At 58.1% G+C, this 12,039-nt stretch carries 10 protein-coding genes; 4 read left to right on the top strand and 6 right to left on the bottom strand.

Going from position 1 to position 12,039, the window contains the following annotated elements; all coding sequences use genetic code 11:
* Positions 1–587: 587 nt before the first annotated feature.
* On the bottom strand, positions 588–1,712 hold the full coding sequence (prfB, locus tag DA792_RS09210; RefSeq protein WP_107719681.1) for a peptide chain release factor 2: 1,125 nt from the start codon (positions 1,710–1,712) through the stop codon (positions 588–590).
* A 114-nt stretch (positions 1,713–1,826) separates the two neighbouring features.
* Positions 1,827–4,331: a penicillin-binding protein 1A gene (locus tag DA792_RS09215; RefSeq protein ID WP_107722637.1), complete on the bottom strand. Its 2,505-nt coding sequence runs from the start codon at positions 4,329–4,331 to the stop codon at positions 1,827–1,829.
* Positions 4,332–4,461: 130 nt separating this feature from the next.
* Here DA792_RS09215 and DA792_RS09220 point away from each other — a divergent pair, with 130 nt between their 5' ends.
* Positions 4,462–5,133 carry a class I SAM-dependent methyltransferase gene (locus tag DA792_RS09220; protein WP_107719682.1) on the top strand — a complete coding sequence of 224 codons (672 nt, stop codon included), beginning with the start codon at positions 4,462–4,464 and terminating at the stop codon, positions 5,131–5,133.
* Between the two features lie 165 nt (positions 5,134–5,298).
* Here the strand turns inward: DA792_RS09220 and DA792_RS09225 are convergent, their stop codons facing one another.
* Entirely contained in the window at positions 5,299–5,706 is a 408-nt protein-coding gene (locus DA792_RS09225; RefSeq protein WP_107719683.1) for a tautomerase family protein, read from the bottom strand.
* A 98-nt stretch (positions 5,707–5,804) separates the two neighbouring features.
* Here DA792_RS09225 and DA792_RS09230 point away from each other — a divergent pair, with 98 nt between their 5' ends.
* Positions 5,805–6,686, top strand: a complete 882-nt coding sequence (locus DA792_RS09230; protein ID WP_107719684.1) for a LysR substrate-binding domain-containing protein — start codon at positions 5,805–5,807, stop codon at positions 6,684–6,686.
* A gap of 74 nt (positions 6,687–6,760) precedes the next feature.
* Here the strand turns inward: DA792_RS09230 and DA792_RS09235 are convergent, their stop codons facing one another.
* The 3 genes from DA792_RS09235 to DA792_RS09245 all read right to left on the bottom strand — a co-directional run bounded on the left by DA792_RS09235 (position 6,761) and on the right by DA792_RS09245 (position 9,817).
* The gene (locus tag DA792_RS09235; RefSeq protein ID WP_107719685.1) at positions 6,761–7,249 is read right to left on the bottom strand and encodes a hypothetical protein; all 489 of its coding nucleotides are present in this window, start codon (positions 7,247–7,249) and stop codon (positions 6,761–6,763) included.
* An 86-nt stretch (positions 7,250–7,335) separates the two neighbouring features.
* Positions 7,336–8,559, bottom strand: coding sequence for an N-acetylmuramoyl-L-alanine amidase (locus tag DA792_RS09240; RefSeq protein ID WP_254679662.1), 1,224 nt, complete (start codon positions 8,557–8,559; stop codon positions 7,336–7,338).
* A gap of 94 nt (positions 8,560–8,653) precedes the next feature.
* Positions 8,654–9,817 carry a pyridoxal phosphate-dependent aminotransferase gene (locus DA792_RS09245; RefSeq protein ID WP_107719686.1) on the bottom strand — a complete coding sequence of 388 codons (1,164 nt, stop codon included), beginning with the start codon at positions 9,815–9,817 and terminating at the stop codon, positions 8,654–8,656.
* Between the two features lie 57 nt (positions 9,818–9,874).
* Between DA792_RS09245 and DA792_RS09250 the strand changes: the two genes are divergently transcribed.
* Positions 9,875–11,221: a M48 family metalloprotease gene (locus tag DA792_RS09250; RefSeq protein ID WP_254679663.1), complete on the top strand. Its 1,347-nt coding sequence runs from the start codon at positions 9,875–9,877 to the stop codon at positions 11,219–11,221.
* Positions 11,222–11,225: 4 nt separating this feature from the next.
* A complete protein-coding gene (locus DA792_RS09255) occupies positions 11,226–11,987 on the top strand; it encodes a DsbA family protein (RefSeq protein WP_107719687.1) in 762 nt (253 codons plus the stop codon).
* Positions 11,988–12,039 lie beyond the last annotated feature (52 nt).

Below are 12,039 nucleotides of genomic sequence, written 5' to 3' on the forward strand. Positions count from 1 at the left end.
CGTTGGGCCCACCTGTTCTGGGCTCAGGTACTACGTCAATTGCACTGTGGCTTTGGTTTGGCATTGGCAGCTGGCTGTTTCATCAACACGCCATAAGCTGTGGCCTGCAAATCATGATCGTCAAATCGGTCGCAGAAGTCTTTCAGTTGCTCCCATACCTGTGCCCTGTCAGTTTGTAGCTCGATTAAGTTTCGCTGTTGCATGCAATTATCTGCAAGTACGATGTTGAATGCGGTCCAGTAGCCTTCCGCCCATATGACAGACTGCCTTGCAAGCAGATCATCCTATGTCAGCCCCGAGAGTTCGCGACAAAGTACGGCTGCCGGTCCGGCCCTTGTCACTTCGGCCGTAGTCGCACTGCTAAAAACTGCGGCGAAAAGGGCCGCCATGGCAAACACCTTCAATGCTGAGATCTCCTATGATGACTGCAAGTGTTATATCGCAGGGGGCTTCGGAGCCTCAACTGAAAGGAGCGATTGGTTCGCTATGCAGCATCCGTCACTTCGGGCTCAAACCCACCATTCGCTGCATCCATGCTCAATGGCAGCTTCGGCGCAACTACACTCTCCGCGAGAGATCACTCCCGCTCACTCGCCTTGCGCATCGGCCCGGGATTTCCCCGACACGTTGAGCGCCAGAGTGGCGGCCATGAAACCGTCCAGATCGCCGTCCAGAACGCCTTTGGTGTCTGACGTTTCAAAGTTGGTCCGAAGGTCTTTGACCATTTGATAGGGCTGCAACACGTAGGAGCGGATTTGGTTGCCCCAGCCGGCGTCACCGGCGTTCTCATGGGCCTCATTCACCAAGGCCGAGCGTTTGTCCAATTCCATCTGATAGAGGCGCGATTTCAGGGCCTTCATTGCGATGTCACGGTTTTGGTGTTGCGATTTCTCCGAGCTGGTCACCACGATCCCGGTCGGAAAGTGGGTGATCCGCACGGCGGAGTCGGTGGTGTTGACGTGCTGACCGCCCGCGCCCGACGAACGGTAGGTGTCGATGCGGATGTCGGACGGGTTCACCTCGATCTCAATATTGTCGTCCACCACCGGGTAGACTTTGACCGAGGTAAAAGACGTGTGGCGCTTGGCGGCGCTATCAAACGGCGAAATGCGCACGAGACGGTGCACACCGGACTCGGATTTCAACCAGCCATAGGCATTCGGCCCGGAGATTTTATAGGCGGCGGATTTGATGCCCGCCTCTTCGCCCGCGCTCTCGGACTGCAATTCGACCTTATAGCCCTTTTTCTCGGCCCAGCGGACATACATCCGCGCCAACATCGAGGCCCAGTCACAGGACTCGGTGCCGCCTGCGCCGGAGTTGATCTCGAGGAAGGTGTCGTTGCCATCGGCCTCGCCATCCAAAAGCGCCTCAAGCTCTTTCTCAGCCGCCGTTTTGGTCAGCGCCATCAGCGCCGCTTCGGCCTCGGCGATGACCTCCTGGTCCTCTTCCATCTCGCCCATTTCAATGAGTTCGATGTTGTCTTTCATGTCCTGTTCAATGGATTTCGCGGTGCCCACCGCATCCATCAACATCTGGCGCTCGCGCATCAGTTTTTGCGCCCGCTCGGGATCGTCCCACAGAGTCGGATCCTCGATCATCGCGTTGAATTCCTCAAGCCGATGCGGCGCAGTTTCCCAATCCAGTCGCTGCTTGAGCAGTGCCACGGATTTTTCGATTTTCGCCACAGTGTTTTGGATTTCAGCGCGCACGGGTGTCTTACCTTATTCTTGTCTCAACGATCAAAGCGTCTCAGGGTCCGGCAAGATTTACGCGCACCGCCCCCAAGAAACAAGGGGGCGGGTCTGCCGATCTCGCGAAAGGGTTTAATACAGCCCGCCCGAGGACAGTGAGTTGATCGGGGCCTTTTCCGGCACTTTAATCACCCGCCCCGTCGAGGTCTGAACATCGCGTTGACCACTGCCAGCACTTGCGCCTGACACCAAGGGCAGATCCGCCCCCATGGCAAAGCCACCGTCATACATCAGGCCAAAGATCGGCTCTTCGCCATCGCGGAAATATTCGGCCACCACATTCGGGCCCGAGGCACTATCATTGAGGCGCGCGCCGGTATAGCGGTCGATTTTGATGAAATGCCCGCCCGGCGGCACTTTGAATTTGCCGCCTCCGTATTTTTTGACCGCGTCTTGCATGAAAGCGTCAAACACCGGGCCACAAAACCCGCCGCCCGAAGCCCCACGCATCGCGCGCGGCGTGTCAAAGCCGATGTAACAGCCCGCGACAATATTGGAGGTAAAGCCAATGAACCACGCGTCTTTGCCGTCATTGGTGGTCCCGGTTTTGCCCGCCACGGGCACGTTCAAATGCACCTTACCGGCGGCGGTGCCACGCGACACAACGCCCTGCATCATCGAGGTCAATTGATAGGCGGTGATCGCGTTCATCACCCGTTCGCGGTTTGCGGTAATGGTCGGCGCTTTGCCCGGCGCAAGTGTGGCGACCTCGCATTCAGGACAGGCGCGTTGATCATGTTTGTAGATGGTGCGGCCCCAACGGTCCTGCACCCGGTCGACCAGCGTCGGTTCCACCCGCTCACCGCCATTGGCAAACATCGCATAGGCCGAGACCATTTTGAACACGGTGGTTTCTTCGGCACCCAACGCGGAGGCCAAATATTGCCCCATGTGATCGTAGACACCAAAGCGTTCGGCATAGCGCGCGACCGTGTCCATGCCGACCTCCTGCGCCAAACGGATGGTCATCAGGTTCCGAGACTGCTCAATCCCGGTTCTGAGCGGCGTTGGCCCGTAAAAGGTGCGCGAAGCATTTTTGGGACGCCAGACGCCTTGGGGCGTGTTGATCTCAATCGGGGCATCGACGATGATCGTCGCCGGGGTAAATCCGCTGTCCAAAGCCGCCGCATAGACGAAGGGTTTGAACGAAGAGCCCGGCTGACGCGTCGCCTGTGTGGCCCGGTTGAACACCGAGTTTTGATAGCTAAAGCCACCCTGCATCGCGATCACACGGCCGGTGTTGACGTCCATCGCCATGAACGCGCCCTGCACCTGCGGCACTTGGCGCAAGCTCCAGCGGATCAAATCGCCCTCGCCGTTGTTGCCCGTGGTCATGCGTCGGATATGGACGACATCGCCGCGTTCAAAATTGTCGCTGAACCCGCCTTTGATCCATTTGATGTCCTCGCGCGGCACCGTGACTTCGCCGACCTGTTCGACCATCACCGTCATCTCGGAGGAGCCAATGGTGTTGACCGCGCCGACCGACCATTTGCCATCAAGCGTCACGTCCCGCGCCACATTCACATTCTCAAGCGCATTTTCCCAAGTGCCATCCTCCAGCGTGGCGACATCAATCGTCTTGTCCGTGCCGCGCCATTGGCCCCGGCCCCGGTCCAACTCTTCGAGCCGCTTTTGCAACGCATGGGCCGCGTTGGTTTGCATCTCCGGGTCCATCGTGGCGCGGATTGAGAGGCCACCCTCAAAGAATTCCTCTTCGCCAAAGTCCTTGGACAATTGGCGGCGGATTTCGTCGGTGAAATAATCGCGCGGCGGCAGGGTTGAGCGGAAGCTTTCGTAATCGCCGTTTTGCACCGATTTGATCGGCTTTTCCCGCGCGGTTTCATAGTCCGATTGGCTCAGATAACCGTTCTCATACATCTCGCGCAAAACGAAGTTGCGCCGTTTGAGCGCCGCATCGTAGTTTTTCACCGGATGATAGGAATAGGGCGCTTTCGGGTGAATCGCCAAAAACGCCGCCTCTTCCGGGGCCAATTCAGACAGGGATTTGTTGAAATAAGACTGCGCCGCCGCCGTCACCCCAAAAGAGCGCACACCAAGGTCGATCTCGTTGAGATAAAGCCCAAGGATTTGATCCTTGGTGAGGGTCTGCTCCAACCGCGTGGCCAAAATCAGCTCTTTGATTTTACGCTCAGCGGAACGATCCGAGGAGAGCAAAAAGTTTTTCATCACCTGTTGCGTGATGGTCGAGGCCCCGCGCAACGCACCGCCCTTGGCCGCATCCAAAGCCGCTGCCGCCATCCCACGCACATCATAGCCGTGGTGGGTGTAGAAATTTTTATCCTCGGCGGAAATAAACGCATATTTCACCAGATCAGGGATCTCTTCGGGCGGGGTATACAGGCGGCGTTCCTTGGCAAATTCGTCGATGATTTTGCCTTCGCCGGAGTAAATCCGCGAAATCGTCGGCGGGGTGTATTGCGCCAAGGCTTCGTGATTGGGCAAATCGCGCCCATACATCCAGAAAATCCCGCCGATGACCAAAGCCAACAGAAAGGCCCCCGTGGTCACCCACGAGAAAATCGTCCCGAAAAAAGAGAGGATAAATCGAAGCACGTCTTTGCCTTTCCCACCAACTGACCCGACCCTGACTCGCATCAGTGCCCGATCTTTGCCCCTCCTTATACAGGCCCGGCCCCGCGGTCAAAACATCCCCCGCGCAAATGTGAGCAGAAAGACGCCGCTTGTGATCGCGGCCAATACGGTTAGGCTTGCCCTGCCCCGCCTGCCCCCCTATCTGCTGGTCACCATGACACCCGAAAATATCTTGCCCACCTACGAACGCCAAGCCAAAGGCTTTGATCGCAACCGCAGCAAGGCCCTGTTTGAACGGGTCTGGCTGGACCGGCTTTTGGCTCACGCCCCGCAAAGCACTGGCAAACGCCGGGTGCTTGACCTTGGCTGCGGCGCAGGTCGGCCGATTGCGCAATATCTGGTGGATCGCCGGGTTGAAGTCACAGGCGTCGATGGCGCCGCGGCCATGGTCGCGTTGTTCCAAGAGAACCTGCCCAATGTGCGGGTGTTTCACGAGGACATGCGCGGCCTTGATCTACAAGAAACCTTTGATGCGGTGATCGCATGGGACAGTTTCTTTCACCTCTCCAAAGATGATCAACGGGCGATGTTCGCCACGTTCGCCCACCACCTCGCGCCCCGCGGCGTGTTGCTGTTCACCTCGGGTCCTGAGGACAGCGAAGTGATCGGCAATGTCGAGGGCGAAGAGGTCTACCACGCCTCGCTCGGCCCCGACGAATACCGCGCCCTGATGGCTGAGCAAGGCTTAGAGGTGCTGCGCTACGTGCCCGAAGACCCCGAATGCGATTTCCACACCGTCTGGATGGCGCGTTTGGCGGGGTGATGTGATGGGTTTGCCGAATGGCGGCGATGCGGGACAAAGCGGGCTTTCGCAGCGGTCGCGCCACTGGCCGATTTCGTAAAGCCGCAGTTGATAAACTGCAATTCTTACCGTTCCAAAACGGTCCTTTTGGGCACTGGCTGACTTGATAAATCAACGCCCAATGCCCTAATGATCTGTGCCGCGTTGCTGGACGATTTGCATCGCGAACTTACCGTTTCCAACTGACCAATCTGAATGGTCGTTTTCGTGCATGAAAATGAGAACATCACGAGGCTCAACGTTCGCATCTCGTTTCAGATTGTCGACAATAGCCGCATAAAGTGCTGTTTTCATCGCGTCACTTCGTCCACGGCGCATTGTGATTTCCACAAGGATTACGTTGTCAGATCTTGCGATACCGTTGAATGTTCGGCTGTAGAAAAAGTCATCTGGATCGTAGTCTTGAACAAGGTTGAACAACTCGTCTTTCGGCATTCCAATGCCTGAAATAAGAGCGTTATGGATGCCATAAACGATCTTTTCCTTTATTTCTTTAGGGGTTCCGGATTTAACGGCAGTACGTACAATTGGCATCTGCAAACCTTGCGCTGAGTGAGTTTCCAAGAATGTGTAGCTTTGCGTGAACAGGTTTGGTAACGATTTTTCGACATGGAAACTGTGAGTTTTTCTCAATGAAGGCCCGTTCTAAAGTATCACTTAACGCGCTCCGCACATTCGAGGCTGTCGCGCGCCACAAAAACATGGTTCGTGCCGCAGACGAGCTTTTGGTGACGGCTGGTGCCGTGAGCCGACAGATATCCGAGCTGCAATCCTCATTGAGTTTTGACTTGTTTGTCGGTCATCGCACGCATCATATTCTGACGCCTGCCGGTCAACAGCTTGCCGCAAGCGTCACCAAAGCTTTAGACGATATTGAAGCTACGCTCGGTGCCATTGATACCGAAAGGGACAAAATCCTTGATGTTGCCTGTCTTAGCACTCTTGCTGTCCGGTGGCTGATCCCGCGTCTTCACAGGTTCCGAACAGAGCATCCTGACATTGATGTGCGCCTCTCTACTGACCCTCGCACTCCGCACAAAACGGGACACCGCATGGATGTCTCGATCTTGGCGCACGCCCCTGATCATGAGATTGGCGAACGGGACACTATACTTTTTCGAGAAAAGCTGGGGCTGGTGATGACGCCTTCACTGGCTGGATCACAGCAAGCTTTGCAACCAAACGACCTACAGGACATTTCCCTGCTTCTGTCGAAAACCCGTCCAAATGCATGGACGTCATGGCTTGCGATCCAGAACGTCCCGGACCGAAAGCCACCGCATACATCGACGTTCGAACATCTGTCACTTGCAATAGAAGCGGCTGCGGCGGGATTAGGAATCTGCGTTACGCCAGCTCATCTCGTTCTCGACGACCTTTCAAGTGCAAGGTTGTCAGCGCCATTCGGATTTCAAGACAGCGGATATGTCTATGCTGCCCACGCTCATGGCAGACCAAAACAGAAAGTGGCCGACTTTATCGACTGGCTCTCCCGCGAAACAAAATCTCTGTAAACAAGGGCCTTGGTGGCAAAACAGGTCACGAAAGACCTGCCAAAACCCTCGTTTTTGACACGGCCACCAAACATCTACCGATTTTCAAGAAACGCGTGCGCCGCCAAAAGGCTTTCGGCGAGGCCGTCGAAAAAGCCCGGCACGCCAATATCTATCAAATCTGAGGGCGCGTTTTCGTCTTGCGTCGTCGCGCCTTTGGCGGGTTTCATATGGACAAGCGCGGTGGGAGTTTCAAGCAACTCCCGGTAGCTTGCGCCTTTGCCGTGTTTGAGCACGTTGATGGCGAGATAATAGACGTGAATGCGCTCGGCGAGCTCCCCGCGTCCGGCCTCTTTGAGGGCGGCGGTCAGTTTGCGCGAAAACGGCCCGCGTTTGAAATGGTGCTGCATCCGCGCCTCGAACAGCGTAAAGGCATCCACGGCCGCCAATTCAAGCGCGACATGTGCGGCGCGCAGGTCTTGCGCGTCGAAAGATGCCTGCCCTGCCAAAATGATCTCTTCGGATCTCTTCGCTTTGGCCTGTGCTGCGGCAATCAGCTCCGGCACGCTCTGTGATGCTGTCATCGTTCATGTCTCCGTATGGGTCCCCCTCCCATACGCGAAGCGGCGGGGAATGATAGGGCGAAACGGGTCACATGAGCCGCATAAACTCATTTCCGCAATTTGCGCATCGCCGCCCGTTCCTCATCCTGCCAGGCATAAAGCGCGTCGCGAATGGCCCAGGCGGCGCGGGTGCGCCAAGCCGGATCATTGAGTTTGGCGCGATCTTTGGGCGAGGACAGAAAGCCCAGTTCAAGCAAAACAGAGGGCATATCAGGGGCTTTGAGCACGGAAAATCCGGCCTCTAAGCGCGGGCGTTTGTGCATGCCGACGCTGTCTTGCAACTGTTCTACCAAAGCATTGGCCAAACGGTCTGTGCGCGGCGTGGTTTCAGTGCGAGCCATGTCCATCAGCACGCCAGCGATGACATCGTCTTGATCGCTCAAATCCACGCCGGCCAACAAATCGGCGCGATCATGACGTTCGGCCAGTTTTTGCGAGGCCGCATCCGAGGCGCGATCGGCCAACGTATAAAGCGTCGCCCCCTCGGCCCGGCCCTCAGAAATCGCATCGGCGTGGAGCGAGATAAACACCTCGGCCCCCGCCTCACGCGCCAAGGTCAGGCGGGTTTCAAGCGGCACGAACACGTCATCTGTGCGGGTCAATGTGACGTCAAACCCACCGGCGCGGATCAACACATCCTGCAATTCACGCGCAAAACTCAGCATCAAATCCGCCTCGCGTACGCCATCGCGTTCAGCCCCCGGATCAATGCCGCCATGGCCGGGATCAAGCACGACCTTCAACGGCCCTTCGCCAAATTTTTTGCGTGGGATCGCCGCATCGTCCGGCTCGGAGCGGCGCACAAGCTGCGCCTCCAACGGCGTCCCGGCCCCCAAAGCAAATTCATCGGCGGCCATCGGATCAAGGTTAAGCCGCAACACCGCCCCCGCCTCATCGCGCGACATTTCGGCATGGACCAGCCCGTAAGGGGCGGCCAAATCCATCACCATGCGCGACCAGCCGGGGACAAACCCACCCACCCGCAGCGCGGTGACGCCCTCAGCCGTGTCAAAGGCCTGCGTGTCAAACCCGGTCCAATCGACCTCAGAAAAATCCACCACGATGCGTTTGGGATCATCGAGCGAGAAAATCCGAAACGGCACAGGTTGGGACAGACGCAGCATCATCTCAAGACTGTCCCCCTGATCGACCAGCGCCGAGGCCGAACTGTCGGCGCGGGCCAAGGCGGTCAGCCCATCTTGCGCCTCTGCTCTGTGGACAAAGGGGAAAACGGCGAGCACAGAAAGAGCGAGCGCTTTGAAAACCTGCATCGAAACCTCATAAAACCGGCCGCGTGTCCGGCCCTTGGCACAGTGTAGCCGGACAGGCGTGGCCTGAACAGCCATCACCGGGGCAAAGGCATGATCACATTTGTGCCAATTCTTCGGCCATAAAGACAGCCATAAAAACGGAAAGACGGCGCAGTCCTTCGCGGATGTCCTCGGTCGAGCGGGCATAGGAAAACCGCATCGTCTGATGACCGCGTTTGGGATCAAAATCCAACCCCGGTGTCACGGCCACCCCGGCCTCATCCAAAATACGGGCACAAAAGGCGCGACTGTCCTCAGTCAACTCCGACACATCGGCATAGATGTAAAATGCCCCGTCCGGGGGGGCGATCCGGTCAAAACCGATTTTCGGCAGCTCGTCCAACATCAAACGGCGGTTCTCGGTGTAAACATCGACCAGCGCCTGACACTCATCGCGACCTTCCAACGCGCCCAAGGCGGCAACCTGTGCGGCATGCGGCGGGCAGATGAAAAAGTTTTGCGCGATGCGTTCAATCACCCGCACATGATCTTCGGGCACCACCATCCAACCGACGCGCCACCCCGTCATAGAGAAGAATTTCGAAAACGAATTGATCACATAGACATCATCGGACAGCTCCAACGCCGTCACCGGAGGCGTGCCATATTGGATGCCGTGGTAGATCTCATCCGAGATGAACGACACGCCGCGGTCCTGGCAGGTCTGGATCAACGCGCCCATGGCCTCTCGGTCCAACATCGTGCCCGAGGGGTTGCCGGGGCTGGCGACGATCAAGCCATCCAAACCGTCGGGGATCTCGCTTGGCACCGGCTGTAGGCGGTTCTCCATTTGGGTCTGAATGCCCACCGGCGTGATGTCCAACCCCGACAGGATCTGGCGATAGGACGGATAGCCCGGCTCGCCCAATCCCACCTTGGCCCCGGCATCAAACAGCGCGGTAAACGCCAAAATGAACGCGCCCGATGAACCCGGCGTGATCACCACGCGCCGCCAATCCAAATCCACCCCGTACCAGTCCTGATAGAGCGCCGCGATGCCTTTGCGCAACTCCGGCAGGCCAAGCGCGACGGTGTAGCCCAAAGGCCCCTGCTCCATCTCTTGCGCCAATTTGGCCCGCGCCGCGTTGGGCGCGCCCGTGGCCGGTTGACCGACTTCCATATGGATGATGTGCCGCCCGGCCTCCTCATGCGCGCGTGCCGCCTCCATCACATCCATCACGATAAAAGGATCGACAGCTGAGCGGCGGGAGGTTTTCATCGGGCATGTCCTGTGATTGTTTGGGGCCTGAAATGCCAGCGACAGAGGGGAATTGCAATGCAGCAGATGATGCGCCAAGCGGTGACGATATGTGTGGCCGTTGCGGTGATGCTCTGCCTGCCGCTTTCGGCATGGGCCAAGGGAATTTTGCGTGACCCGGACATTGAATATGCGCTTGGCCGTTTGGCCGGACCAATCTTTGATGCGGCGGGTCTGTCGGCGGCGCGGATGAAAATCGTCATCATCCATGATGACCAACCCAACGCCTTTGTCGCTGACACCTCCCATGTCTTCATCCATTCTGGCCTGCTTTTGCGCCTTGATACAGCGGCGGAAGTTCAGGCGGTGATTGCCCATGAAGTCGCCCATATCACCGGCGGCCATATCATCAGGCGTCAGGTCAATATGCAAAATGCCTCGACGGCGGCCGCTCTTGGTGTGTTGCTGTCGGGGGCTGTGGTGGCCGCCACGGGCAATGGCGAAGCGGCGGCGGGCCTTGCGATCGGGATCTCTGGATCGGCGCAGCGGGTGCTGTTTGGTCATACCCGCGCCGAGGAAGCCTCTGCCGATCAGGCCGGCATCCGATATATGGCGCGCGCGGGCATTCCGCCACAGGCGATGCTGGATGTGCTTGAAATGTTTCGCGGCCAAGAGGTCCTCTCCGAAAGCCGCCAAGACCCCTACGCGCGCACCCATCCTTTGACCCGCGACCGTCTGCGCGCGCTCAGGGGCTATGCGGCCGCCTCCAAACTCACCGCCAATCCTGACCCGGAGGCCAATTATTGGTACGCCCGCGCGCGCGGCAAGTTGGAGGCCTTTATCCGCCCGCCCGCCTACACGTTGCGCCGGGTGCCCGCCTCGGATGGGTCCGACATCGCGCTGATGCGCCGCGCCGTAGCACTGCACCGTGTGCCCAAGCCGAAAGAGGCGATGGCCACCATGGCCCGCCTCGTCGCGCTGCGTCCAAACGATCCGTATTACGCCGAGCTTCAGGGGCAGATTCTCTTGGAAAGTCGGCAATTTGACGCCGCTGTTACCGCCTATCGCCGGGCGGCGAAAATGGCACCAAATGAGCCGCAAATTCAGGCCGGTCTGGGCCGTGCGCTTTTGGCGACGACCAATAAGGCCAACCTGCCTGCCGCGATCAAAGCACTTGAGGCGGCGCGCGCGCGTGATGGCTATGATCCCGTGCTGTTGCGTCATTTGGCCTCCGCCTATGCCCAATCGGGTCAGGACGCCATGGCCGCACTCAATGCCTCAGAGGCCCATATCATGCGTGGCGATTGCAAAGCCGCGATGCCTTTGGCTCAACGTGCCACAGCAGGGCTGAGTCACGGAAGTGTTGGGTGGAACCGGGCGCAAGATGTGATAAACGCGTGCGAAACCGCTCTCAAACGGAGATAGAGATATGCCTTTTGCCAAAGCCTGCGCCCGCCTCGGTGCCGCGGCCCTTTTGACCGCTTCCACTGCGCTTGGCGCCGCCGCTTTTGACATGCGCGACATGTCAGATGCGGAACGCGAGGCGTTTCGCGCCGAAGTCCGCGCCTATCTTTTGGACAATCCTGAGGTGTTGATGGAGGCCGTGGACGTTTACCAAGCCCGTCAGGCCGAAGCTCAGGTCTCCAGCGATGCCGATATGATCGCCGCCAATGTGGATGCGATTTACAACACCGAATTTGATGGCGTCTACGGCAATCCAGACGGCGACATCGTGATGGTCGAATTCACTGACTACCGCTGTGGCTATTGCAAAAAGGCCTTTCCGGATGTGAAAGCGCTTTTGGCAAAAGACGGCAATATCAAACTGATCGTCAAAGAATTCCCGATCTTGGGCGACGCGTCAGTTTTGGCGTCGCGCTTTGCCGTTGCGACCAAAATGGTGGCCGGAGATGACGCGTATTTGACCTTCCATGACGCACTGATGGAAGCACGGGGCGATGTCACCGTGGGCTCGCTACGCCGCTTGGCCACCGACCTTGGCATCGACGCCGATGCGGTTGTCGCCAAGATGGACAGCGAAGACGTGACCACGGTGATCGCGAAAAACCACCAATTGGCGGCCGAGCTGCAAATCTCCGGTACGCCGACCTTTGTGATGGGCGACCAGATGCTGCGCGGCTATGTGCCCTATGATGCGATGGTTGAAATCGTGGCGGAGCTGCGTGGGTAACTTCTCGCAGCTTTCGAGCCGACAAAACCCCGCCAGCGGCGGGGTTTTTCTT

This window comes from Celeribacter baekdonensis (genome assembly GCF_003047105.1).
GTDB classification, from domain to species: domain Bacteria; phylum Pseudomonadota; class Alphaproteobacteria; order Rhodobacterales; family Rhodobacteraceae; genus Celeribacter; species Celeribacter baekdonensis_B.